Raw genomic sequence first — 24,841 nt, 5'->3', positions numbered from 1 at the left:
CCCGATGCCCGATTCCGTCGCTGCCGGCCTGCGCCTGGCGCCAGAAGAACTGACCCGCCCGTTCGCTCCCGAGCAATTCGCCTTCGACACCACCGATGACCTGGAGCCCTTCCGCGGCGTGCTGGGCCAGGAGCGTGCGGTCGAGGCGCTGCAGTTCGGTGTGGCGATGCCGCGTCCGGGTTACAACGTATTCGTCATGGGCGAGCCGGGGACCGGACGCTTCTCCTTCGTCAAACGCTACCTGCAAGCCGAGGGCAAGCGCGTCGCCACGCCCTCCGACTGGGTCTACCTGAACAATTTCGACGAACCGCGCGAACCTCGGGTGATCGAGCTGCCGCCGGGCAGCGCGACCGAATTCAGCGCCGACATCGACCGCCTGATCGACAACCTGATGTCGACCTTCCCGGCGGTCTTCGAACATCCGGCCTACCAGCAGAAGAAGAACGCCGTCGACCGCGCCTTCAACCAGCGCTACGACCGCGCCCTGGACTCGGTGGAACGGCGCGCCCTGGAGAAGGACGTGGCGCTGTACCGCGACAGCGCCAACGTCGCCTTCACCCCGATGAAGGACGGCAAGGCCCTCGACGAGGCCGAATTCGCCCAGTTGCCCGAAGCCGAGCGCGAGCGTTTCCACAAGGATATCGCCGCCCTCGAGGAGTACCTCAACGAGGAACTGGCGAGCCTGCCGCAGTGGAAGCGCGAGTCGAGCAACCAGTTGCGCGAGCTCAACGAGGAAACCATCACCCTGGCCCTGCAGCCCCTGCTGGCGCCTCTGGTGGAGAAGTACAACAACAACCCGGGCGTCTGCGCCTACCTGCAGGCGATGCAACTGAACCTGCTGAAGACCGTGGTCGACCAACTGGTCGACGACAGCCGCACCGACGCCCAGCGCAAGCAAGGGCTGATCGAGCAGTACGCGCCGAACCAGGCCATCGTCCACCACGCGACCAGCGGCGCGCCGGTGGTGTTCGAGTCGCACCCGACCTACGACAACCTGTTCGGCCGCATCGAGTACAGCTCCGACCAGGGGGCGCTCTACACCAGCTACCGGCAGTTGCGTCCGGGGGCGCTGCACCGGGCCAACGGCGGCTTCCTGATCCTGGAAGCGGAAAAGATGCTGGGCGAGCCGTTCGTCTGGGACGCGCTGAAGCGTGCCCTGCAGTCGCGCCAGTTGAAGATGGAGTCGCCGCTGGCCGAACTCGGCCGCCTGGCTGCGGTTTCCCTGACCCCCCAGGTGATCCCGCTGCAACTGAAGGTGATCATCATCGGCTCGCGGCAGATCTACTACACCCTGCAGGACCTCGACCCGGACTTCCAGGAGATGTTCCGGGTGCTGGTGGACTTCGACGAGGACATCCCGCTGGGCGAGGACAGCCTCGAACAGTTCGCCCAGTTGCTCAAGACGCGCACCTCGGAAGAGGGCATGGCGCCCCTCAGCGGCGCGGCGGTGGCGCGACTGGCGACCTACAGCGCGCGCCTGGCCGAGCACCAGGGGCGGCTTTCGGCACGGATCGGCGACCTGTTCCAGTTGGTCAGCGAAGCCGATTTCATCCGTCAGCTTGCGAACGAGGAGGTGATCCAGCTCGGCCACATCGAGCGTGCCCTCAAGGCCAAGCAGACCCGCACCGGACGAGTGTCGGCGCGGATCCTCGACGACATGCTGGCGGGGATCATCCTGATCGACACCGCTGGCGCCGCGGTCGGCAAGTGCAACGGACTGACCGTGCTGGAGGTGGGCGACTCGGTGTTCGGCGTGCCGGCGCGGATTTCCGCGACCGTCTATCCGGGCAGCAGCGGCATCGTCGACATCGAGCGCGAGGTCAACCTCGGCCAGCCGATCCACTCCAAGGGCGTGATGATCCTCACCGGCTACCTGGGTAGCCGCTACGCCCAGGAGTTCCCCCTGGAAATCTCCGCCAGCATCGCCCTGGAACAATCCTACGGCTACGTGGACGGCGACAGCGCCTCGCTGGGCGAGGTCTGCACGCTGATCTCAGCACTGTCGCGGACGCCCTTGAAGCAGTGCTTCGCCATTACCGGCTCGATCAACCAGTTCGGCGAGGTGCAGGCGGTCGGCGGCGTCAACGAGAAGATCGAGGGCTTCTTCCGCCTCTGCGAAGCGCGCGGCCTGACCGGCGAGCAGGGCGTGATCATCCCGCGCGCCAACGTCACCACCCTGATGCTGGACGAGCGCGTATTGCAGGCGGTGCGCGCCGGGCAGTTCCACGTCTACGCGGTGCGTGAGGTGGACGAGGCGCTGGCGCTGCTGGTGGGCAAGCCGGTCGGTGCCCAGGACGAGAAGGGACGCTTCCCGAAAGGCAGCGTGAACGATCTGGTCGTGGCGCGCTTGCAGGAGATATCCGAACTCGGCATGGAAGAGGACGACAAGGAAAAGGACAAGCCGGCGGAGAAAGAGACCGTCGCGGCGAAGGACAAGGCCGCGGCGAAGAAGGACTGAGTCCGGCGCGTTGCCGGAACCTGCCGAGGGCGGGGCTGGAAAGCCCCGCCCTCGTGCGTTTCAGCCCTGTGGACAAGTTCCCGCCGGCGCTATGCGGAACCTGGCGGCAGGTGTAGGCTCAAAACTGGGAACCCCCGTGAGGATGCCGCCATGCCGCGTAACCTCTGCCTCATCCGCCCTTGTCTGGGGCTGACCACGCGAATCGAATGCGTGGTCAGGCCGCTGGCCGGAGAGAACGGACTCTGGACCCTGCTTTGCGCCGCCGGCATGTCCGGCTCCCAGCCTTCGGCGATCAAGGCCCAGGGCCCCTTCCACGGACCGCTGGTGGCCGAAGGGGTGTTGCAGGCGATTGCCGACTGCTTGGCCCAGCAAGGCTATATCGAAGCCGTCGACCCGCCGATCTGGCGCCTGCACCTGCAGGGCGAACTGCGCCGACTCAATGGCGAACGACGGCCGCATGTCGGCGACTACCTGTTTCGCCCGGAATCCTGAACGGCGCCTGGGCAAAGCCTGAGCAATCCGGCCAAGGCCCCGTGCCATCATCGCTGGCGGGATCCATCCCGGCTCGGTGCACATATTTATCCACAGATTTTCTGGATAAAAACCGCCGGCCGCTGCGTTATACTCGCCGCCCCATTTCCCCCTGCACATACACACAAGAGACCATGGAACGCTTTTTCGAAAACGCCATGTACGCCTCGCGCTGGCTGCTGGCTCCCATCTACATGGGCCTGTCGCTGGCGCTGCTGGCGTTGACCATCAAGTTCTTCCAGGAAATATTCCACGTCATCCCGAACATCTTCGCGATGGCCGAGGCCGACCTGATCCTGGTCCTGCTCTCGCTGATCGACATGGCTCTGGTCGGCGGCCTGCTGGTCATGGTGATGATCTCCGGCTACGAGAACTTCGTTTCGCAACTGGACATCGACGAAGGCAAGGAAAAGCTCAGCTGGCTGGGCAAGATGGATTCCGGCTCGCTGAAGAACAAGGTGGCCGCCTCCATCGTGGCGATCTCTTCGATCCACTTGTTGCGCATCTTCATGGACGCGAAGAATGTGCCGGACAACAAGCTGATGTGGTACGTGATCATCCACATGACCTTCGTGCTCTCGGCGTTCGCCATGGGCTACCTGGATAAGCAGACCCGTCACTGACGACCCTCTCCAGTGTTTCGCTCGCGCCGCCCGGCCGTTGTAAAACGGACGGGCGGCGGCGTTTCCGGCTTGCGTTGCCTGTCGCCTGGGCAAGACTTTCCTGTGATATCGGGCGGACGCCGGGAGCGGGCGTCCTTCGCATCGTCGGGGCCTGGCGGCCGGATGATGCCGGGAATCGGGCCGGCGCTGTCGGGACCGAGGCGGTTGGCGGAAACCTGGAGGCTTCCGCTGCCTGCGCAACCTCGAGAGGTTCGCGATGAACATGCAGGATCTCGCCGGCCGGGTCCAGGCTGGACATATCGACGCCTTGCACCTGGTGTCGCTGGAGGGTGGCATCTATGTCCTGGAGGCGCAGATGGGCGGCCGCGCCTATCCGGTGGAGGACGATCTCGGCCAGCCGGTCAGCCTGCGCTCCGTGGAGCATGCGCGCCAGGTACTGCGCGGGCTGGACAGGGTTCCGGTGGAGTTGGTGTGCGCCGATGTCGATGACGAGATGTGTGGCCTCCTGGCCGAGTCGGGTTCGTTTATCGGCGGGCTGCCGCTGTCGATCCGCCAGGGTTGAGCACAAGCGGCTGCGCCGGTAGGGGGGAAGGGCCTTCTGTGCTAGGCTGGCCGCCCTTTTTCGACCCCACAGCGGAGCAGCGCCATGAGCGAACTCAACCTGACCACTGACGAAGCCCGTGTCAGCTACGGCATCGGCCGTCAACTGGGCGACCAACTGCGCGAGAATCCGGTTCCAGGCATGACCCTGGACGCAGTCCTGGCCGGCCTGTCCGATGCGTTCGCAGGTATCGACAGCCGGGTTTCCGGCGAGGCGCTGTCGGCCAGCTTCCAGGTGATCCGCGAACGCATGCAGGCCGAAGCCCAGGCCAAGGCCGAAGCCGCCGCTGGCGAAGGCCGCGCCTACCTGGCCGAGAACGCCAAGCGCGAAGGCGTGACCGTGCTGCCGTCGGGCCTGCAATTCGAAGTGCTGAGTACTGGCGAGGGCGCCAAGCCTTCCCGCGAGGATACCGTGCGCACCCACTACCACGGCACCCTGATCGACGGCACCGTATTCGACAGCTCCTACCAGCGCGGCCAGCCGGCCGAGTTCCCGGTGGGCGGCGTGATCGCCGGCTGGGTCGAAGCGCTGCAACTGATGAACGCCGGCTCCAAGTGGCGCCTGCACGTACCGAGCGAACTGGCCTATGGCGGCCAGGCGGTCGGCAGCATTCCTCCGCACAGCGTGCTGGTGTTCGACGTCGAACTGCTGGAAATCCTCTGAGGCGCATCGGCCCCAGGAAGGAGTGAAACGCCCCGTCGACGCATCGACGGGGCGTTTTTCATTGCGGCATCAGTAGCGGGCATCCAGCGGACGCTTGTCCTTCGGCCAGTCCTTGATCTTGTCCGGGAAGTCCGGGCGCGGCTGGTGCGAAAAGTACTCCGCGACGTCCACTGCGTCCTGGTCGCTGAGGCCGCCCTGGCCGAGCGGGAAGCGTTCCTGGAAGCCGATCGGCATGTTGTGCTTGACGAAGGCGGCAGCGGTGAAGGTCCGCGCCATGCCGGCGCCGATATTGAACGACTCGTCGCCCCACAGCGGTGGGAAGAGCATCTCGCCGGCGCTGTTCCTCAGCCCCTCGCCATTCTCGCCATGACACACCGCGCATTGTCGGGCGTAGACCTTGCGGCCGTTCTCCGGGTCGGGCTTCAGCGCCGGGTCGACCTTGCCGACGCCGCGGCCGGCGACCTTGTCCTGCGGCCGGGTGTTGTTCTTCATCCAGTCGAAGTAGGCCACCATCGCCTGCATGTCGGCAGAGTCCGGCGGCAGAGGCTTACCGTTCATCGAGCGCCGGAAGCAGCCGTTGATGCGCTCCTCCAGGCCGATGACCTTGCCCGCCCGGGGCGCGTAGCTGGGGAAGAACGCCGAGACGCCGACGAAGGGCGAGCCGTCGGCTACGGTTCCGGCGTTCAGGTGGCAACTGGTGCAGTTCAACTGGTTGCCGACGTTCGCCGGCAGCAGCTCGCGGGTCTCCAGGTGCAGGCGCATGCCGCGTACCACCTGTTCGGCGTTCGGCGCCGCGAGCATGTCCGCCAGGCGTGGAGAGACGAAGGTCGTGGCCGGGCCGTTGCCGGCCTCGATCTGCTGGCGCAGTTTCTTCACCTGGCCGGCATCGATCGACGAACCCTGGTTGCCCCAACTGCTGCGGACGAAGCTGAGGATTTCGGCGATTTCGCGGTCTTCCAGCTGGGCGAAGCCGGGCATGGTGTAGACCCGCGAGTGGGTTGCGGTCTCCGCGGTTTTCCAGCCGGTAAGGGTGATATGCAGTAGCGTGCTCGGGTTGGCCGAAGCGACCGTGGGGTTGCCGGCCAGCGGAGGGAACATACCCGGGACGCCGCTGCCGTCCTTGCGGTGGCAGTCGGAGCAGAACTGCGCGTAGCCGAGACCGCCCCGCGAGCTGTACAGGTCGACCGGTGCTGCCAGTGGGCGTTCGCTGTCGGGCATGGGCAGGTCGTCCTTGCCGGCCGGCAGGGACTTCAGGTAGCTGGCGATGGCCAGCAGATCGTCGTCGCTGAAGTGCTGGGTGCTGTGGTGGATGACATCGGTCATGCTGCCGGACACCGTGGCGAAGCGGTTCTGCCCGGTCTTCAGCAACTGCACGGTGTCCTCCACCGTCCACAGGTTGCGCAGGCTCAGCGCTTGCCATTGTTCGACGGTTTCGCCGGCGAGGTAGAACTGCCCGGAACGACCGGCTTCGCTCATGGCTTTTTCCTGGAAGGCGATGCCGCGCGGAGTATGGCAGGCGCCGCAGTGGCCGAGCCCCTGTACCAGGTAGGCGCCGCGGTTGATCGCCGGGTCCGCGTCGCTGGAGGGCGTGAACGGCGCGTCGTCGAGGAACGCCCAGTTCCACAGCGACAGGCCCCAGCGCTGGTTGAACGGCCAGCTCATCGCGCTCGGCGTATTCGCCTGGGTGACGGGTTGCACGCCGTGCATCAGGTAGGCGTACAGCGCACGCATGTCTTCTTCGCTGATCTTGGCGTAGGACGGGTAGGGCATCGCCGGATAGAGATTCACTCCCTCGGCGGTCACCCCCTTGCGCATGGCGCGGTCGAACTCTTCGAAGCTGTAGCGGCCGATGCCGGTCTCCCGGTCGGGAGTGATGTTGGTCGAGTAGATGGTACCCATTGGAGTCTTCAGCTCCAGGCCGCCGGCCATCGGCGCGCCCTGCGGGCCGGTATGGCAGGCGATGCAGTCGCCGAGCTGGGCCACGTAGCGGCCTTTTTCGATGAGCGCAGCGTCCGTGGTCGGTTCGCTGGCATGGAGCAGGGGAACGATGGAGCACAGCGCGCCGAGCAAGCCGAGGCGCGGGAAAGAAGCAGGCATTTCCTCATCCTTAGGCGTAGGCCTGGGGCGGTCCCCTCGGCCACGGTCCATTCTTTTTTTCGTTATGCGGCCGTCGACAGGACGACGGTCACGCCGCTGTTGTAACGGCTTTCAGGCGAGGTCGGCTTGATGTGGATCAGGCAGGAATCCCTATCGCAGCGAGGGGCTGCCGGCGTGCTCGGGCGAGGCGTTGCGGAAAGACCGGGACATGAGGAAAGTGACTCCGGGAAGGTCGTCCGTGACCTTCCCGGAACCGGCCGGAGGCGCCTTTGCCTCCGTTCGTGCGATCCGCCTCCCGGGCAGCGGCGCACGGATGACGCGTCCTGGCGTCATCGCAAAGGCTCAGCGCAGGGCGCGGGCGTAGCAGAAGAGGAACAGGTTGCGTACCAGCTCCTTGAGGATCAGCGGTTCGCTCGAGTTCAACTCGTGCAGGTCCAGGCCGCCCTGGTCACGCAGTTCGTCCAGCGCGTCTTCTTCCAGGACTGCGCAGATTTCCCCGGTTTCCCGGTGCAGGATCCGCAGGTAGGGGTGTGGCCGATCAAGCCAGGCATCGATCAAATAAGTCATGGCGCTCATCTCCGTGACAAGACTGTGAGATGAGAATAATTCTTATTATCGTAATAGCAAGTCTTGATCGTGCCTTTCGTCGCAAAACGAAAACGCCGCCGTGAAAACGGCGGCGTTCGTCACAAGTCGAGCCCGGTTCAGTGGGTACGGGCGACAGCGAATTCGCTGAGTTCGACCAGGGCGGAGCGGTATTCGTTGTCCGGCAGCGTATCCAGGCAGGCGATGGCGCGGGCGGCGTAGTCGCGGGCGAGGTTGGCGGTATAGTCCAGGGCGCCGGCAGCCTCGACGGCGGCACAGACGCTCTCCAGGTCCTGGCTGCCACCTTGCTGGATGGCCTTGCGTACCAGCGCGGCCTGCTCCTCGGTGCCGTCGCGCATGGTGACGATCAGCGGCAGGGTGGGCTTGCCTTCGGCGAGGTCGTCGCCGACGTTCTTGCCGAGGGTCGCGGCGTCGCCGCGGTAGTCGAGCAGGTCGTCCACCAGCTGGAAGGCGATTCCCAGGTAGTCGCCGAAGCGGCGCAGTGCCTCGGACTGTTCCTCGCCGGCCTGGCACAGCGCGGCGGCGCTGTGGGTCGAGGCCTCGAAAAGCATCGCGGTCTTGCCGCGGATCACTTCCATGTAGGTCTCTTCGGTAGTGCTGGCGTCGCGTACCTTGGACAATTGCAGCACTTCGCCCTCGGCGATCACCCGGGTGGCCTGGGATATGATGCGCATGACCGGCATGGAACCCAGCTCGACCATCATTTCGAAGGAGCGGGCATAAAGGAAGTCGCCTACCAGCACGCTCGGCGCGTTGCCCCACAGGGCATTGGCGGTGGAGCGGCCGCGGCGCAGGCCGGAGGCGTCGACGACGTCGTCGTGCAGCAGAGTGGAGGTGTGCAGGAATTCGATGGTGGCGGCCAGCAGGCAGAGGTCGTCGCCCTTGTAGCCCAGGGTCTTGCCGGCGAGCAGGACCAGCAGCGGACGCAGGCGCTTGCCGCCGGCGGAGATGATGTAGTCGCCGATCTTTTCCACCAGGGGAACGCGGGAGGTGAGTTGGCGACGGATGATCCCGTCGACGGCGGTGAAATCTTCCGCCACCACGCGGTAGAAGGCCTGGGGTTGCATCAGTGACAATAGCTCCACAAAGATTGCGCGGCATGCTAGGTGGCAGGGGGGGGACTGTCAAGGAAAGGCCCGTGGCACTTGCCTCGGCCTGGACCTTTCCGTACAATCGCGGGCCCTGAACTTCCTTGGCATACCCTGCCTTACGCAATTGCACGGGCGTCCGATCCGACCCCATGCAGCCATGCCGGCCGATTCCTACTTCTATAAAGCGTCGGGTGAGCAGGTTTAACGGAGATACACATGTACGCAGTGATTGTTACCGGTGGCAAGCAGCACAAAGTCACCGAAGGCGAATTCCTCAAGGTCGAGAAACTCGACGTCGCTACCGGCGAAGCGATCGATTTCGACCGCGTCCTGCTGGTTGCCAATGGCGAAGACGTGAAAATCGGCCTGCCGGTCGTCGAAGGTGCGAAGGTTACCGCTGAAGTGGTTTCCCACGGCCGTCACGACAAGGTCCGCATCATCAAGTTCCGCCGTCGTAAGCACCACATGAAGCGTCAGGGCCACCGCCAGTGGTTCACTGAAATCAAGATCACCGGCATTCAGGCCTAATTCCTTTCTGGAGGATATGACTCATGGCACACAAAAAAGCTGGCGGTTCTACCCGCAACGGCCGCGACTCAGAAAGTAAACGCCTTGGCGTGAAACTGTTCGGCGGCCAGGCTGTAAAGGCTGGCAACATCCTGGTTCGTCAGCGCGGCACCAAATTCCACGCCGGTTACGGCGTTGGCCTGGGCAAGGACCACACCCTGTTCGCGAAAGTGGACGGCGTGGTCAAGTTTGAGACCAAAGGCGCCTTTGGTCGCAAATACGTGAGCATCGTTGCTGCCTAAGCAATAGCTCGCTGAAAAAGCCCTGTCTCGCGACGGGGCTTTTTTGTTTCTGCGCCGGCTTCCGGCCATGCCCTGCTTTCGGGGCATCCTGTATCCTATGTTTTTTTCTGTTAACCCGCCCTCGTGGTGGGAGGCATATCCATGAAATTCGTCGATGAAGTATCAATCCACGTGAAAGCCGGTGACGGCGGCAATGGCCTCATGAGCTTTCGTCGCGAGAAGTTCATCGAAAAGGGCGGTCCCAACGGCGGCGACGGTGGCGACGGCGGTTCCATCTACCTGGAAGCCGACGTCAACCTGAACACCCTGGTCGACTATCGCTACACCCGCCGTTTCGATGCCCAGCGCGGCGAGAACGGCGGCAGCAAGGACTGCACCGGGGCCAAGGGCGACGACCTGATCCTGCCGGTGCCGGTCGGTACTACCGTGATCGACGCCAATACCCAGGAGATCATCGGCGACCTGACCGAGCCCGGTCAGCGGCTGATGGTCGCGCAGGGCGGCTGGCATGGCCTCGGTAACACCCGTTTCAAATCCAGTACCAATCGGGCGCCGCGCCAGACCACCCCGGGCAAGCCGGGCGAGGCGCGCGACCTCAAGCTGGAACTGAAGGTGCTGGCCGACGTCGGCCTGCTGGGACTGCCGAATGCCGGCAAGAGCACTTTCATCCGCGCAGTGTCCGCGGCCAAGCCGAAGGTGGCCGACTATCCGTTCACCACCCTGGTGCCGAACCTCGGCGTGGTCAGCGTCGGTCGCTACAAGAGCTTCGTGGTCGCCGACATTCCCGGCCTGATCGAAGGTGCCGCCGAAGGCGCCGGGCTGGGCATCCGCTTCCTCAAGCATCTGGCGCGGACCCGTATCCTCCTGCATCTGGTGGACATGGCGCCGCTGGACGAAAGCGATCCGGCCGATGCCGCCGAGGTCATCGTTCGCGAGCTGGGTCGCTTCAGTCCGGCGCTGACCGAGCGCGAGCGCTGGCTGGTGCTGAACAAGATGGACCAGATCCTCGATCCGGCCGAGCGCGAGGCGCGCAAGCAGGCGGTGATCGAGCGGTTGGGCTGGGAAGGCCCGGTCTATGTGATCTCCGCCCTGGAGCGCGATGGCACCGAGGCGCTCAGCCAGGACATCATGCGCTATCTCGACGAGCGTACCCTGCGCCTGGAAGAAGATCCGCAGTATGCCGAGGAACTGGCCGAACTCGACCGGCGTATCGAGGACGAGGCGCGGGCCCGTCTGCAGGCCCTGGACGATGCGCGCGCGCTGCGGCGTTCGGGTCTGAAGAACGCCGGTGCGGTGGATGACGATGATTTCGATGATGAGGAAGACGACGGCGACGGTCCGGAGATCTTCTACGTTCCCTGATGGCGTGATACCCCGCCGGGCGGGCCGGCGGGGCTGAAGAGTCGAAGCCTGGGCTTCTAAGGTTGAGGGTATGCGGGACAAGGTGACTGGCGCGCGGCGCTGGGTGGTGAAGATCGGTAGCGCCCTGCTGACGGCCGATGGCCGTGGGCTGGATCGCAATGCCATGGCCGTTTGGGTCGAGCAGATGGTGGCGCTGCATTGCGCCGGCATCGAGCTGGTGCTGGTGTCGTCCGGCGCCGTCGCCGCCGGTATGAGTCGCCTGGGCTGGGTGTCCCGACCTAGCGCGATGCACGAACTCCAGGCCGCCGCCTCGGTGGGACAGATGGGGTTGGTGCAGGCCTGGGAGTCCAGCTTCGCCCTGCATGGCCTGCAGACCGCCCAGGTGTTGCTGACCCATGACGACCTTTCCGACCGCAAGCGCTACCTGAACGCCCGCAGCACCCTGCGGACCCTGGTCGAGCTGGGTGTGGTCCCGGTGATCAACGAGAACGACACGGTGGTCACCGACGAGATCCGCTTCGGCGACAACGACACCCTGGCGGCACTGGTGGCCAACCTGGTCGAGGCCGACCTGCTGGTGATCCTTACCGATCGCGACGGTATGTTCGACGCCGATCCGCGCAACAATCCCGATGCCCAACTGATCTACGAGGCGCGTGCCGATGATCCGCAGCTCGATGCGGTGGCCGGCGGCAGTGCCGGCGCCCTGGGGCGCGGCGGAATGCAGACCAAGCTGCGGGCGGCGCGCCTGGCGGCGCGTTCCGGCGGGCATACGGTGATCGTCGGCGGGCGTATCGAGCGTGTCCTCGACCGCCTGCGCGCCGGCGAACGCCTCGGCACCCTGTTGACCCCTGATCGCAGTCGCAAGGCGGCGCGCAAGCAGTGGCTGGCCGGCCACTTGCAGATGCGCGGCACCCTGGTGCTGGACGATGGGGCGGTGAAGGCGGTGAGCCAGGATCACAAGAGCCTGTTGCCGGTTGGGGTCAAGGCGGTCCAGGGCAGCTTCCGTCGCGGCGAGATGGTGGTCTGTGTGGACCAGGGCGGGCGCGAAGTGGCGCGCGGCCTGGTCAACTACAGTGCGCTGGAGGCGCAGAAGATCCTCGGTCAGCCGACGGATGCCATCGAGGCCTTGCTCGGTTACGTGGATGGGCCGGAGCTGGTGCATCGCGACAATCTGGTTCTGGTCTGAGGAGAGGGCGAATGCGCAAGCTCGCGGGGTTGCTGGGTGGTCTGCTGCTGTTGCCGGCGCTTGCCGGGGCGGAGGAGATCGGCGAGGTTTCCACGGTGTTCAAGTGGGTCGGGCCGAACGACAAGATTGTCGTCGAGGCTTTCGACGATCCTAAGGTGCAAGGCGTGACCTGCTATCTGTCGCGCGCCAAGACCGGTGGGGTCAAGGGCGGTCTGGGGCTGGCGGAGGATCGCGCCGAGGCGTCGATCGCCTGTCGCCAGGTGGGGCCGATCCAGTTCAGTGGCGAACTCAAGGATGGCGAAGAGGTGTTCAAGCAGCGCACTTCGCTGGTGTTCAAAAGCATGCAGGTGGTGCGCTTCTTCGATCGCAAGCGCAATGCCTTGGTCTATCTGGTCTACAGCGACCGGGTGATCGAGGGCAGTCCGCAGAACGCGGTGACGGCGATTCCCCTCATGCCCTGGCCGACCGCTCGCTGAGGCGAGCGAGTCGTGGGCAATAAAAAACCGGCCATTGGCCGGTTTTTTATTCGAGCAAGGCGTGCCTTAGGCGGCAGCGGTGCTGAGGGCCTTGATGTGGCCGCTCAGACGGCTCTTGTGACGAGCAGCCTTGTTCTTGTGGATGATGCCTTTGTCAGCCATGCGGTCGATCACCGGTACAGCGGCGGTGAAGGCGGCCTGGGCTTTTTCCAGGTCCTTGGCGTCGATGGCTTTCACGACGTTCTTGATGTAGGTGCGCACCATGGAGCGCAGGCTGGCGTTGTGGCTGCGACGCTTCTCAGCCTGTTTGGCGCGTTTTTTGGCGGAAGGTGTGTTGGCCACCGTCGAGCTCCTCGAAAAAAACTGGGTAAATAGCGAACAAATTAAGGCCGCGAATAATGCCGTCGCCTCCAGGGGTTGTCAAGGGGCTGCGCATGCGGCCGGAAAGATCGGCGACGGATGTCGCCTGCTTTCTTGCGGGTGATTTATTCCGGCGCGCATTCTACACTCGGCGCGCCCTTGCGGACCGCCGTTCGGCGGCGAGGGCGCACTCGCGCGATGAACCGGCCCGGCCGGTCGCGGTCTTGGACAGGATCAATTTCGACATGCCGGCAGCCCGACATCCATGAATCTTCTCAAATCATTGGCGGCGGTGAGTTCCATCACCATGCTGTCGCGGGTCCTCGGCTTCGTCCGCGATACCATCCTGGCGCGGATCTTCGGTGCCGGCCTCGCCACCGACGCCTTTTTCGTCGCCTTCAAGCTGCCCAACCTGTTGCGGCGGATCTTCGCCGAGGGGGCGTTTTCCCAGGCTTTCGTGCCGATCCTGGCAGAGTACAAGAACCAGCAGGGCGAGGAGGCGACGCGGACCTTCATCGCCTACGTTTCCGGCTTGCTCACGCTGGTGCTGGCGCTGGTCACGGCGCTCGGCATCCTCGCCGCGCCCTGGGTTATCTGGGTCACCGCGCCGGGCTTCGCCGATACCCCGGAAAAGTTCGCCCTGACCACCGACCTGCTGCGGGTGACCTTTCCTTATATATTGCTGATCTCGCTGTCGTCCCTGGCCGGCGCGATCCTCAACACCTGGAACCGCTTCTCGGTGCCGGCCTTCGTGCCGACCCTGCTGAACGTCGCAATGATCGGCTTCGCGCTGTTCCTCACGCCTTATTTCGATCCGCCGGTCATGGTGCTGGGCTGGGCGGTGCTGGCCGGCGGCCTGTTGCAGCTCCTCTATCAGCTGCCGCACCTGAGGAAGATCGGCATGCTCGTGCTGCCGCGCCTGAACCTCAGGGACAGCGGCGTCTGGCGGGTGATGAAGCTGATGCTGCCGGCGATCCTGGGGGTCTCGGTGAGCCAGATCTCGCTGATCATCAACACCATCTTCGCTTCGTTCCTGGCAGCCGGTTCGGTGTCCTGGATGTACTACGCCGACCGCCTGATGGAGCTGCCTTCCGGCGTATTGGGCGTGGCGCTGGGGACGATCCTCCTGCCGATGCTGGCGAAGACCTATTCGAACAAGGATCGCCATGAGTACTCGCGCCTGCTCGACTGGGGCCTGCGCCTGTGCTTCCTGCTGGTGCTGCCGTGTTCGCTGGCCCTGGCGATCCTCGCCGAACCTCTGACCGTCTCGCTGTTCCAGTACGGCAAGTTCACCACGGTGGACGCGGCGATGACCCAGCGCGCGCTGGTCGCCTACTCCGTCGGCCTGCTCGGCATCATCCTGGTCAAGGTTCTGGCGCCGGGCTTCTATGCCCAGCAGAACATCCGTACGCCAGTGAAGATCGCGCTCTTCACCCTGGTTTCCACCCAACTGATGAACCTGGCCTTCATCGGCCCGCTTCAGCATGCCGGCCTGGCCCTGTCCATCGGCCTGGCCGCCTGCCTGAATGCCGGGCTGCTCTACTGGCAACTGCGCAAGCAGCGTCTGTACCTGCCGCAACCGGGCTGGGCGAAGTTCCTGGTCAAGCTGGTGGTCGCGGTGCTGGTGATGTCGGCGGTGCTGCTGGCCACGATGCACTGGCTGCCGGCCTGGGAGCAGGGCGCCATGCTGGAGCGATTCCTGCGCCTCGGCCTGCTGGTGGTTGCCGGTCTCCTGGCCTATTTCGGTATGCTCGCGCTGCTGGGTTTCCGCCTGCGCGACTTTTCCCGTCGGGCGGTGCTGTGAAGCGCGTCCGGGCTGGCGGCGGGATCATGCCGTTTTGCCTGTTGTCCGGCGCCCGGTACGCGTATAATCGACCACTTTCTGAGCAATAAGCGTGCTATGCAGCTGCTTCGCGGACTACACAACCTGCAGCCCCTGGCCGGGGGCTGCGTCGCCACCATCGGTAACTTCGACGGCGTCCACCTCGGGCACCAGGCTATCCTGGCGCGTCTGCGCGAGCGCTCGCTGGAGCTGGGCGTACCCAGCTGCGTGGTGATTTTCGAGCCGCAGCCGCGCGAGTTCTTCTCCCCCGATTCGGCGCCGGTGCGTCTGACCCGCCTGCGCGAGAAACTCGAGTTGCTGCGTGGGCAGGGCGTCGACGTGGTGCTCTGCCTGGCCTTCAACCGCCGCTTGCGCGAGCTGTCGGCAGCCGAGTTCGTCCGCCAGGTCCTGGTCGATGGACTGGCGGTGCGGCACCTTGAAGTGGGCGACGATTTCCGTTTCGGCTGCGACCGCTCCGGTGACTTCGCCTTCCTGGTGAACGCCAGTCGCGAGCAGGGGTTCACCGTCGAGGCGGCCGCCACCGTCGAACTGGACGGCGTGCGGGTGAGCAGCACGCGGGTCCGCCAGGCCCTGGCCGAGGGTGACCTGCATCTCGCCGGGCGCCTTCTGGGGCGTCCCTTCAGCCTGAGCGGACGGGTCCTGCATGGACAGAAACTCGGCCGGCAACTGGGCTCGCCCACGGCCAACATTCAACTGAAACGGCGCAAGGCGCCGTTGAACGGGGTCTACCTGGTCAGTACGCTGGTCGATGGTCAGCGTTGCCAGGGGGTGGCGAACATCGGCACCCGCCCTTCGGTGAACGGCGACGGCCGTCCCCATCTGGAAGTGCACCTGCTCGATTTCGCCGGCGATCTATACGGCCGGCATCTGCAGGTGACCTTCCACCAGAAGCTGCGCGACGAGCAGCGTTTTGCCTCCCTGGAGGCACTCAAGGCGGCGATTCTCGCGGATATCGCCGCCGCCCGGGCCTACTGGCTGGGCCAACCGCTTGATTGAAGAGATCCTGAACAGGCCCTGAGATGACCGACTACAAAGCGACGCTAAACCTTCCGGAAACCGCCTTCCCAATGAAAGCCGGCCTGCCCCAGCGCGAGCCGGAAACCCTGAAGTTCTGGAACGACATCGGTCTGTACCAGAAGCTGCGGGCCATTGGCGGCGACCGTCCGAAGTTCGTCCTGCACGATGGCCCTCCGTACGCCAACGGCAGCATTCACATCGGTCACGCGGTCAACAAGATTCTCAAGGACATCATTGTCCGCTCCAAGACCCTGGCGGGCTACGACGCGCCCTATGTGCCGGGCTGGGATTGCCACGGCCTGCCCATCGAGCACAAGGTCGAGACCACCCACGGCAAGAATCTTCCGGCGGACAAGACCCGCGAACTGTGCCGCGAATACGCAGCCGAGCAGATCGAAGGGCAGAAGGCCGACTTCATCCGCCTGGGCGTGCTCGGCGAGTGGGACAACCCCTACAAGACCATGAATTTCGCCAACGAGGCGAACGAAATCCGCGCCCTCGCGGAAATGGTCAAGCAGGACTTCGTGTTCAAGGGCCTGAAGCCGGTCAACTGGTGCTTCGACTGTGGTTCGGCGCTGGCCGAGGCTGAGGTCGAGTACGCCGACAAGAAGTCGCCGACCATCGACGTCGGCTTCCCGGTGGCGGATGCCGACAAGCTGGCCGCGGCCTTCGGCCTGGCGGCCCTGGACAAGCCGGCGCAGATCGTCATCTGGACCACCACGCCCTGGACCATCCCGGCCAACCAGGCGCTGAACGTGCATCCGGAGATCGACTACGCGCTGGTCGATGCCGGCGATCGCTACCTGGTGCTGGCCGAGGCCCTGGTCGAGTCCTGCCTGGCGCGCTACCAGCGCGAGGGCAAGGTGGTCGCCACCGCCAAGGGCGAGGCGCTGGAACTGATCAACTTCCGCCATCCGTTCTACGAGCGCCTGTCGCCGGTCTACCTGGCCGACTACGTGGCCCTCGATGCCGGCACCGGTATCGTCCACTCGTCGCCGGCCTACGGCGAAGACGACTTCTATACCTGCAAGCGCTACGGGATGAGCAACGACGACATCCTCAGCCCGGTGCAGAGCAACGGCGTCTACGTCGACTCGTTGCCGTTCTTCGGCGGCCAGTTCATCTGGAAGGCCAACCCCAACGTGGTGGCCAAGCTGGAAGAGGTCGGCAGCCTGCTGGCCCACGAAACCATCAATCACAGCTACATGCACTGCTGGCGGCACAAGACGCCGCTGATCTATCGCGCCACCGCGCAGTGGTTCGTCGGCATGGACAAGCAGCCCAGGCAGGGTGCTTCCCTGCGCGAGCGAGCGCTGGAAGCCATCACCCAGACCGAATTCGTCCCGGGCTGGGGCCAGGCGCGCCTGCACGGAATGATCGCCGGGCGTCCCGACTGGTGCATCTCGCGCCAGCGCAACTGGGGCGTACCGATCCCGTTCTTCCTGCACAAGGCCAGCGGCGAACTGCATCCACGCACCGTCGAGCTGATGGAAGAGGTTGCGCAGCGAGTCGAGAAGGAAGGCATCGAAGCCTGGTTCAAGCTCGACGCCGCCGAGTTGCTCGGCGAGGAGGCCGCGCAGTACGACAAGATCAACGACACCCTGGACGTCTGGTTCGACTCCGGCACCACCCACTGGCACGTGCTGCGTGGTTCCCACCGGATCGGCCATGCCAGCGGCCCGGTCGCCGATCTCTACCTGGAAGGTTCCGACCAGCACCGCGGCTGGTTCCACTCCTCGCTGCTGACCGGCTGCGCGATCGACAACCATGCGCCGTACCGCCAGTTGCTGACCCACGGTTTCACCGTCGACGAGTCCGGCCGCAAGATGTCCAAGTCACTGGGCAATACCGTGGTGCCGCAGACCGTCATCGATACCCTGGGCGCCGACATCCTGCGCCTGTGGGTAGCCTCGACCGATTACTCGGGCGAGATCGCGGTATCCCAGCAGATTCTCCAGCGCAGCGCCGATGCCTACCGGCGGATCCGCAATACCACGCGCTTCCTGCTGTCCAACCTGAACGGTTTCGATCCGGCCACGGATCTGCTGCCGCCCCAGGAAATGCTGGCCCTGGATCGCTGGGCGGTCGATCGTGCCCTGCTCTTGCAGCGCGAGATCGAAGAGGCGTACCGCGAGTACCGCTTCTGGAACGTCTATTCCAAGGTGCACAACTTCTGCGTACAGGAGCTGGGCGGGTTCTACCTGGACATCATCAAGGACCGCCAGTACACCACCGGCGCCAACAGCGTCGCCCGGCGCTCCTGCCAGACCGCACTGTTCCACATCGCCGAGGCCCTCGTGCGCTGGATCGCCCCGATCCTGGCGTTCACCGCCGAGGAAGTCTGGAAGTTCCTGCCCGGCGAGCGCGCCGAGTCGGTAATGCTCGCCACCTGGTACGACGGCCTCAGCGAATTGCCGGCCGACGTGACGTTGAATCGCCAGTACTGGGAGCAGGTCATGGCGGTGAAGGCCGCGGTCAACAAGGAGCTGGAGAACCAGCGCGCGGCCAAGGCCGTGGGCGGCAACCTGCAGGCCGAGGTCACCCTGTATGCGGAAGACGCGCTGCAGGCCCAATTGGCCAAGCTGGGCAACGAGCTACGCTTCGTCCTGATCACCTCGACCGCGACCCTGGCGCCGCTGTCGGCGGCTCCGGCCGACGCGGTGGACAGCGAAGTCGCCGGCCTCAAGCTGAAAGTGGTCAAGTCGACCCACGCCAAGTGCGGTCGTTGCTGGCACCATCGCGAGGACGTCGGTCAGCACGCTGCGCATCCTGACCTGTGTGGTCGCTGCATCGAGAACATCGAAGGCAGCGGCGAGGTTCGCCACTATGCCTGAGGTCGATCGTTTCGGGCGCTTGCCCTGGCTGTGGATCACCGTGCTGGTGTTCGTCCTCGACCAGCTCAGCAAGGCGTTCTTCCAGGCCGAACTGAGCATGTACCAGCAGATCGTGGTGATCCCCGATTTGTTCAGTTGGACCCTGGCCTACAACACCGGTGCTGCCTTCAGCTTCCTGGCCGACAGCTCGGGCTGGCAGCGCTGGCTGTTCGCCCTGATCGCCATCGTCGTCAGCGCGATCCTGGTGGTCTGGCTGAAACGCCTGAAGAAGGGCGAGACCTGGTTGGCCATCGCCCTGGCGCTGGTGCTCGGTGGCGCCCTGGGCAACCTCTACGACCGCATGGTCCTTGGCCACGTGGTGGACTTCATCCTGGTGCACTGGCAGAACCGCTGGTACTTCCCGGCGTTCAACCTGGCCGATAGCGCCATCACCGTCGGCGCCGTCATGCTGGCGCTCGACATGTTCAGATCGAAGAAATCCGGAGAAGCCGCCCATGGCTGAGTCGACCCGCATTGGCCAGGAGAGCCGCGTCACCCTGCATTTCGCCCTCAAGCTGGAGGACGGCAACGTCGTCGACAGCACCTTCGACAAGCAGCCGGCCTCGTTCAAGGTCGGCGACGGCAACCTGCTGCCGGGCTTCGAACAGGCGCTGTTCGGCTTGAAGACCGGCGACAAGCGGACCCTGACCATTCTTCCCGAGCAGGGTTTCGGCCAGCCGAATCCGCAGAACGTGCAGATCATGCCGCGCGACCAGTTCCAGGACATGGAGCTGGCCGAGGGCCTGCTGGTGATCTTCAACGACGCGGCCAAGACCGAACTGCCGGGCGTGGTCAAGGCGTTCGATGAGCAGCAGGTGACCGTCGACTTCAATCATCCGCTGGCCGGCAAGACCCTGGCCTTCGAAGTCGAGATCATCGACGTCCAGCCGGCCTGAACCGTCGGTCGCTGCGCCCTTCCCAAGCGGGGAGGGCGGTAGCAAGGTTCATTCGTCCAATCACCGCGTCGCCCACGAGACCGCCATGCAAATCAAACTCGCCAATCCCCGCGGCTTCTGCGCCGGCGTGGATCGCGCCATCGAGATCGTCAACCGTGCCCTCGATGTCTTCGGCCCGCCGATCTACGTGCGTCACGAGGTGGTGCACAACAAGTTCGTCGTGGACAACCTGCGCCAGCGCGGCGCCATCTTCGTCGAGGAACTCGATCAGGTGCCGGACAACGTCATCGTCATCTTCAGCGCCCACGGCGTTTCCCAGGCGGTCCGCAAGGAAGCCGAGGGGCGCGGCCTGAAGGTTTTCGACGCGACCTGCCCGCTGGTGACCAAGGTGCACATGGAAGTGGTGCGCTACAGCCGCGACGGCCACGAATGCGTGCTGATCGGGCATGAAGGGCACCCCGAGGTGGAAGGCACCATGGGCCAGTACGATGCCAGCAACGGCGGTGCCATCTACCTGGTGGAGGACGAGGCCGACGTCGCCGCGCTGGAGGTGCGCAAGCCCGAAGCCCTGCACTACGTGACCCAGACCACCCTGTCGATGGACGACACCTCGAAGGTCATCGATGCCCTGCGCGCCAAGTTCCCGCAGATCCAGGGGCCGCGCAAGAACGACATCTGCTATGCCACCCAGAACCGCCAGGATGCCGTGAAGGAACTGGCTGACCAGTGCGACATGGTCCTGGTGGTGGGCAGCCCCAACAGTTCCAACTCCAACCGCCTGCGCGAACTCGCCGAGCGGATGGGTACGCCGGCCTACCTGATCGACGGTGCCGAGGACATGCAACGCGGCTGGTTCGACGGTGTGCGTCGCATCGGAATCACCGCAGGCGCTTCCGCGCCGGAAGTGCTGGTGCGCGGCGTTATCGCCCAGCTACGCGAGTGGGGGGCGTCGGAGGAGCAGGAACTGGAGGGGCGGGAGGAGAACATTACCTTCTCGATGCCCAAGGAACTGCGGGTCAAGGCTTTGTGAACCGTGCGCAATAAAAGAGCCCCTCTCGTAGAGGGGCTCTTTCGTTTCAGCGCCAGCAGTCGTTGACGGTGCTGTTGTTGCCGGTCTTGCCGGCTGCGCCGCGTTCGCCGAGCTGATTGAGGGTCAGCTTGCCGCAGGTCTTGTCGCGGGTCTGCGAGTTGATCGGCGTGGCGGTCAGGGTATAGGTGGTGCTGGTGGGCGTCGCTATGGTGAGGTTGTACAGGTTGTTCGGCGAGTTGGCCGAACTCATGCCCAGCTTGGCCACGTCCTTGGTGTAGCCGACCCCGGGGTTCTGCGAGTAGTAGCGTTCCTGGCGCGCGGCCGCGTCCGAGAGCAGCGCCTGGCCCTCGGTGCGGTTGGAGCGGATCACGTAGTTCTGGTAGCTGGGAATGGCGATGCCGAGGAGGATGCCGATCACCGCCACTACCACCACCATTTCCAGCAACGTGAAGCCCTTCTGTCTTGTCCTCATCGGGGCTGCTCCTCCCCGTCCTGGCGGGGCTGTTCTTTCTCGATCATCTCGGCCAGCTCCTGTTCGCTCATCTGTTTGTGAATGTAGATATCGGTGATGGTGGACCACGGCTGGCTGACGGTGCCAGAGTAGGACACCACGGAGCCCGGCTTGACCTGGAACAGGCTGGGCATGCCGTTCCTGACGGTGCTGTTGGGCAGGCGATAGAGCCGGTGGTCGATGTCCACCAGGTTCTTCTCGACCTGGACTTCGAAGACCACGCCAGCGCCTTCGAAGGTCTGGGGCTCTTCGGCCCAGCAGAGTCCGGGAACGGCCAGGGCCAGCAGCATAGGCAGCACTTTCATATCAGTTCTTTCCTTCGATGGGTCGCCAGTTCTGGCGGCCACGGGTGTTCGGACCGGGGTTCACGGTCAGGCATTCGCCCGAGGAGCAGACTTCCGGATTGCCCTGTTCGTTGGTGCTCAGCGTCAAGCCTCCCAGGCCTTTCTGCTCGGTACCGGATACCGCGACGTTCTGCTTGTTGTAGCTGTAGTCGGATTTCGAGTCCACGACGCCCTGGCGTGCCAGGTCGAACACGGTGAAGCTGGTGCGACCGCCGGTATAGGGATCGAGGCCATAGGTCCAGTTGCTGGCGCCGTCGGCACAGGGGTCATCGTTCGGGGTGATGGTTTGCAGCAGCACCACCTGGCCGATGGCGATCATGTCCTCGATCAGCATCTCGCCCTTCAGGGTGCCGTTGACCATGAAGTCCAGATACCAGCCGGACTGCTTGGTGCTGCCGTCATTGTTCAGCCAGTTGACCGGGTTCTGACTGGCGATGCGAATGGTGCGAGCGGTCGAGGCGAAGGTCGAGTCGGCCTGCAGGTCAAGGGTCTGTTGCTGCAGGTTGCCGCGCGTCAGTCGGGGTGTGCTGCCCGCGGCTTCGCCCTTGGTCTGCTGGTCCCAGATGCCGTAGAGCGTCTGGGCGCGGCTGGTATCGGCCCGGGCGTCGCTGTTCTCGAAGTACTTGCCGGTGCCGAAGATCACGATGTAGCCCTTGCGTGTCGGATGGCGAACCAGCGAGGGCGCGGCGGTGATCGCTTGCGCCGCGCCAGCGGAGTCGACCGCCGAATAGAGCGGCTGGCCACCGAAAGACACCCTGAAGCTCGAGGCCACCGCCGGGCCGTCGTTGGCTCGGCTGAACGGATCGTCCTGGTTGACCTTGCCGGCGATCAGGTCGAAGCGCCAGAGGTTGCCTTGCAGGTCGCCGGCGTAGGCGTAGTCGGCTACGCCGTCGCTGTTGTTGTCTGCCAGGCGAGGGCTGGATAGACCGTTAGGTACGCCGGTCCTGCCGGTGACTTCCAGTTTGCGGGTGATGGCCCCGGTCTCCAGGTCGATGATCAGCAGCGCGGCCTTGTCGTTCAGGCTGGAATAACCGTTTCCGGTAACCACGGCCCACTTGCCGTTGTGCAGCCGGGCGACCGTGGGTTTGGGGAAGCTGTAGCCCAGGTCGGGCTCCTGGTCCACGCCGATTTCCCAGAGCAGCTTGATGTTGGCGGGATCGGTCACGTCGAGGGCGAACAGGCCCTTGCCGCCGGCACGCAGGCTGCCGATCAGCACGGTATGCCAGGCGCCGCCGAAGAAGGCGTCGGCGACCACCGGCGAACCGTCGACATAGAACTGGTGGGCGCCGCCCTGGTAGCCGCGGGCGGTCAACTTGTGGAGCTTCTCGAAGACCGCGCTTGGGATGAAGGCGAAGGTCTCGTTACCGTCGGTATCGAAACCGTGCAGCATGCCGTCGTTGGCGCCGACGTATACCCGCGGGGCACGGGTTTTCTGTGCTTCTGCGAACGTGGAGTAGTTGCCGCTGGGCTCGATCGGCTGGGCCAGGTAGGTCAGGTACTGGGCCTTGCCGACCGTCGCCGGCGAGGAGTTGATGATATCGCCGAGGATCGAGTTGCGGGTGCGGAAGTTGTCGCTGTTCTCCTTGCTGCGATCGCCGCGCAGGAAGGCCACGCGGTCCTGGCCCTTGGTGTCGGCGACATCGTTGCGGTCCGGATCGCGGTTCAACTGCCGCTGCTGGGCGGCGCTGAGGCTGCTCCAGGTGAACTCCTTGAGGCCCGAGGTACCGGATCCGGCCATCATGATCTTGCGGCCAGCTCCACCGTTGGGCATCGCGTCGAGGATGCTCTGCGCGCTCCACAGCTTGGTCTGCACGGTGGCCTTGTCCTGGGTGGTCAGGCTGTAGCGGGTCAGGTCGCCAGCCCAGTTCTTGTCGCTGGCGAAGCTGGTCTGGTAGGCGAAGCGGGTCAGCTTGTCGCCAGTGTCGTCTTCCTGCAGGGACGAGCTGATGGCGGGGCGGGATGCCGGCAGGTCCTTGCCCGAAATTCGGTTGAGGATGTCCTGGAAGGCCGCGACCAGTTGGTCCGGCGAGTCGGCGCTGAAGAACTCGCCCCGGGAGTTCACTGCGGCGTGCCACAGGTCATAGACGTTGTTGCTATGGTTATTCGAAGCGTTCGGCCAGTTGAGGCGCCCGGCGGCGATTTCGTCATAGCCGCCGGAGTAGGTGGAACCCTCCCACTTCGGGCTGGTGAGGCTGGTGGTCAGGCCCAGGCCCAGGGTGTAGGTCACCATGTGTTGCCAGGTCGCCGGATCGTTGCGCGGATTCCAGTACTCCGCCGAGGGATTGGCCTGGTCCGGGTAGGGAATGTACGGCTTGATGTTGTCGTCGATATCCGGCCGGGCGTCGGTGGCCCAGTAATGGAAGGCCTGGTCGGCCAGGGTATTGGACGCAGCATCCCTGTAAGGTGTCTGGCTGCTGTAGCTCTTGCCATCGGGGAGGCTACGACTCGTGCTGTCGGCATTGCCTACGCTGGCCGAGTCGTTGTTCCAGAGACCATCGGTCATCAGAATGTGATAGCTGCCACGGCAGCTGTATTCCGGCGAGGCCTGGGTACCAGGTCGATAGGCATAGGGGCCGTTGACGCCTGTCTTCTTGAGAAACTCCCCTGCTCGAGTCATGGCCTGACGCAGCGGAGTACCACCTCCGACCGACAGGTTCTCCAGCCAGTTGAAGAAGTTCACCCGATGCTGCCCGGTGAAGTCTCTCAGGTAGTTGTTGTAACAGTTACTGGAGCCACTGCCGATCAGGCACGAGGAACTGTTCAGTAGTTGCCAACTGATCCGGGCGTTTTCAGGCAGGCTGTAGAATGCCAGGTTAGCGGCGGTCTGGGTGGCCAGGGCGCGGGTACGATAGAAGGAGTACCAGTTGGCGAAGTTCTGCTGCTGGGCCGCGCCGCTGATTTCCACACGGGTGTAGCAACTCGAAGTGGTGAGGCTGCAACCGCGGCCCCCGCTGTATTGGTAGTAGAAGGCAGGAGCCCCGTACCGGTCGATGCTGGACTCGGTGCCTGCTCCCGATCCGCCCTGGTACTGCACCGTTGGCCTGTAGTCACGGGAAAGGTTTACCCGGCCTTCCTGAGTGAAACCGTTGCGCCATGCCGCGGTGAAGCTGGGCTTGGAATAGTCCTGCACCTGGATCTGGCCATTGGAAAGGGTCACCTTTTTCGGCAGCTTGTACTGGGTATTCGGATCGAAGTACATCGGGTTGTAGCTGTTCGACGCGAAATAGACGTTGTTGCGGCTGTTGACCAGGCTATCCGGTGCATAGGCATAAGCCATACTGCCCGAGTCGTCGAGCGTCACCAGCATGTTCGGGGCGACGCCCTGGATCAGCATCAGCGGCTGCTGGCTGACCGACAGGGCGGCGGCGTGGGTGGTCTGGGCGGAGAGCAGGACGGCGCCGCTGAGCGCGGCTGCCAGCGAGGTCTTGCCGATCTGGTGGAGTGCCGATTTCATGCGAGGC

The 24,841-nt window shown here is 64.6% G+C and carries 23 protein-coding genes; 16 read left to right on the top strand and 7 right to left on the bottom strand.

The features are described from left to right. Window positions 1-4 precede the first annotated feature (4 nt). The 5 genes from VQ065_RS26140 to VQ065_RS26120 all read left to right on the top strand — a co-directional run bounded on the left by VQ065_RS26140 (window position 5) and on the right by VQ065_RS26120 (window position 4,876). A complete protein-coding gene (locus VQ065_RS26140; protein WP_003094777.1) occupies window positions 5-2,458 on the top strand; it encodes a Lon protease family protein in 2,454 nt (817 codons plus the stop codon). Window positions 2,459-2,608: 150 nt separating this feature from the next. Further along, window positions 2,609-2,950, top strand: coding sequence for a PA4575 family protein (locus tag VQ065_RS26135; protein WP_003094775.1), 342 nt, complete (start codon window positions 2,609-2,611; stop codon window positions 2,948-2,950). Window positions 2,951-3,123: 173 nt separating this feature from the next. Continuing rightward, complete coding sequence (locus tag VQ065_RS26130) at window positions 3,124-3,612, top strand: TIGR00645 family protein (protein ID WP_003094773.1); 489 nt, start codon at window positions 3,124-3,126, stop codon at window positions 3,610-3,612. A gap of 256 nt (window positions 3,613-3,868) precedes the next feature. Continuing rightward, window positions 3,869-4,174, top strand: coding sequence for a DUF6482 family protein (locus VQ065_RS26125; protein WP_003094771.1), 306 nt, complete (start codon window positions 3,869-3,871; stop codon window positions 4,172-4,174). An 84-nt stretch (window positions 4,175-4,258) separates the two neighbouring features. Beyond that, window positions 4,259-4,876, top strand: a complete 618-nt coding sequence (locus VQ065_RS26120; RefSeq protein WP_003094769.1) for an FKBP-type peptidyl-prolyl cis-trans isomerase — start codon at window positions 4,259-4,261, stop codon at window positions 4,874-4,876. 69 nt (window positions 4,877-4,945) lie between these two features. On the opposite strand, the gene VQ065_RS26115 is transcribed toward VQ065_RS26120, so the two are convergent. The 3 genes from VQ065_RS26115 to VQ065_RS26105 form a co-directional block, all read right to left on the bottom strand. Next, complete coding sequence (locus tag VQ065_RS26115; RefSeq protein ID WP_003111134.1) at window positions 4,946-6,973, bottom strand: c-type cytochrome; 2,028 nt, start codon at window positions 6,971-6,973, stop codon at window positions 4,946-4,948. A 342-nt stretch (window positions 6,974-7,315) separates the two neighbouring features. Next, a complete protein-coding gene (locus VQ065_RS26110) occupies window positions 7,316-7,540 on the bottom strand; it encodes a PA4570 family protein (protein ID WP_003094765.1) in 225 nt (74 codons plus the stop codon). Window positions 7,541-7,677: 137 nt separating this feature from the next. After that, a complete protein-coding gene (locus VQ065_RS26105) occupies window positions 7,678-8,646 on the bottom strand; it encodes a polyprenyl synthetase family protein (protein ID WP_003094763.1) in 969 nt (322 codons plus the stop codon). A 240-nt stretch (window positions 8,647-8,886) separates the two neighbouring features. Between VQ065_RS26105 and rplU the strand changes: the two genes are divergently transcribed. The 5 genes from rplU (at window position 8,887) to VQ065_RS26080 (ending at window position 12,506) form a co-directional block, all read left to right on the top strand. Continuing rightward, the gene (gene rplU, locus VQ065_RS26100) at window positions 8,887-9,198 is read left to right on the top strand and encodes a 50S ribosomal protein L21 (RefSeq protein WP_003094761.1); all 312 of its coding nucleotides are present in this window, start codon (window positions 8,887-8,889) and stop codon (window positions 9,196-9,198) included. Between the two features lie 23 nt (window positions 9,199-9,221). Then, complete coding sequence (gene rpmA, locus VQ065_RS26095) at window positions 9,222-9,479, top strand: 50S ribosomal protein L27 (protein ID WP_003094760.1); 258 nt, start codon at window positions 9,222-9,224, stop codon at window positions 9,477-9,479. A gap of 141 nt (window positions 9,480-9,620) precedes the next feature. Continuing rightward, the gene (cgtA, locus tag VQ065_RS26090) at window positions 9,621-10,841 is read left to right on the top strand and encodes an Obg family GTPase CgtA (RefSeq protein ID WP_003094758.1); all 1,221 of its coding nucleotides are present in this window, start codon (window positions 9,621-9,623) and stop codon (window positions 10,839-10,841) included. Between the two features lie 70 nt (window positions 10,842-10,911). Next, a complete protein-coding gene (gene proB, locus VQ065_RS26085; RefSeq protein ID WP_003094756.1) occupies window positions 10,912-12,030 on the top strand; it encodes a glutamate 5-kinase in 1,119 nt (372 codons plus the stop codon). An 11-nt stretch (window positions 12,031-12,041) separates the two neighbouring features. Continuing rightward, the gene (locus VQ065_RS26080; protein WP_003094746.1) at window positions 12,042-12,506 is read left to right on the top strand and encodes a CreA family protein; all 465 of its coding nucleotides are present in this window, start codon (window positions 12,042-12,044) and stop codon (window positions 12,504-12,506) included. A gap of 66 nt (window positions 12,507-12,572) precedes the next feature. Here VQ065_RS26080 and rpsT read toward each other — a convergent pair whose 3' ends face one another. Continuing rightward, window positions 12,573-12,848, bottom strand: a complete 276-nt coding sequence (rpsT, locus tag VQ065_RS26075) for a 30S ribosomal protein S20 (protein WP_003094744.1) — start codon at window positions 12,846-12,848, stop codon at window positions 12,573-12,575. A gap of 283 nt (window positions 12,849-13,131) precedes the next feature. On the opposite strand from rpsT, the gene murJ reads away from it, so the two are divergent. The 6 genes from murJ to ispH all read left to right on the top strand — a co-directional run bounded on the left by murJ (window position 13,132) and on the right by ispH (window position 20,525). Further along, window positions 13,132-14,670, top strand: a complete 1,539-nt coding sequence (murJ, locus tag VQ065_RS26070; RefSeq protein ID WP_023435611.1) for a murein biosynthesis integral membrane protein MurJ — start codon at window positions 13,132-13,134, stop codon at window positions 14,668-14,670. A 96-nt stretch (window positions 14,671-14,766) separates the two neighbouring features. Further along, a complete protein-coding gene (gene ribF / locus VQ065_RS26065) occupies window positions 14,767-15,705 on the top strand; it encodes a bifunctional riboflavin kinase/FAD synthetase (RefSeq protein ID WP_003094732.1) in 939 nt (312 codons plus the stop codon). Between the two features lie 23 nt (window positions 15,706-15,728). Continuing rightward, window positions 15,729-18,560: an isoleucine--tRNA ligase gene (gene ileS, locus VQ065_RS26060; RefSeq protein WP_003094730.1), complete on the top strand. Its 2,832-nt coding sequence runs from the start codon at window positions 15,729-15,731 to the stop codon at window positions 18,558-18,560. Next, window positions 18,553-19,062, top strand: a complete 510-nt coding sequence (gene lspA, locus VQ065_RS26055) for a signal peptidase II (protein WP_003094728.1) — start codon at window positions 18,553-18,555, stop codon at window positions 19,060-19,062. The genes ileS and lspA overlap by 8 nt, the downstream gene beginning before the upstream one ends. Next, window positions 19,055-19,495 (top strand): FKBP-type peptidyl-prolyl cis-trans isomerase, encoded by a 441-nt coding sequence (fkpB, locus tag VQ065_RS26050; RefSeq protein WP_003094726.1) that lies wholly within the window; start codon window positions 19,055-19,057, stop codon window positions 19,493-19,495. The genes lspA and fkpB overlap by 8 nt, the downstream gene beginning before the upstream one ends. Before the next feature lie 85 nt (window positions 19,496-19,580). After that, window positions 19,581-20,525 carry a 4-hydroxy-3-methylbut-2-enyl diphosphate reductase gene (gene ispH, locus VQ065_RS26045; protein WP_003094724.1) on the top strand — a complete coding sequence of 315 codons (945 nt, stop codon included), beginning with the start codon at window positions 19,581-19,583 and terminating at the stop codon, window positions 20,523-20,525. A gap of 46 nt (window positions 20,526-20,571) precedes the next feature. On the opposite strand, the gene pilE is transcribed toward ispH, so the two are convergent. From pilE to pilY1, 3 genes are read right to left on the bottom strand one after another with little or no spacing between them, the layout of a single operon-like run. Then, window positions 20,572-20,997 (bottom strand): type 4a pilus minor pilin PilE, encoded by a 426-nt coding sequence (gene pilE / locus VQ065_RS26040; RefSeq protein WP_003094721.1) that lies wholly within the window; start codon window positions 20,995-20,997, stop codon window positions 20,572-20,574. Then, window positions 20,994-21,341 (bottom strand): type 4a fimbrial biogenesis protein PilY2, encoded by a 348-nt coding sequence (gene pilY2 / locus VQ065_RS26035; RefSeq protein WP_003094713.1) that lies wholly within the window; start codon window positions 21,339-21,341, stop codon window positions 20,994-20,996. Before pilY2 ends, pilE begins: the two co-directional genes overlap by 4 nt. Before the next feature lies 1 nt (window position 21,342). After that, window positions 21,343-24,834 (bottom strand): type 4a pilus biogenesis protein PilY1, encoded by a 3,492-nt coding sequence (gene pilY1, locus VQ065_RS26030; RefSeq protein ID WP_003094704.1) that lies wholly within the window; start codon window positions 24,832-24,834, stop codon window positions 21,343-21,345. Between the last annotated feature and the right edge of the window lie 7 nt (window positions 24,835-24,841).

The sequence above is a fragment of the Pseudomonas sp. KBN10P06128 genome, from assembly GCF_037574945.1.
GTDB classification, from domain to species: Bacteria; Pseudomonadota; Gammaproteobacteria; order Pseudomonadales; family Pseudomonadaceae; genus Pseudomonas; species Pseudomonas aeruginosa.
Note: the sequence above shows the minus strand (reverse complement) of the source record. Positions and strands in the feature narration are given on the sequence as shown.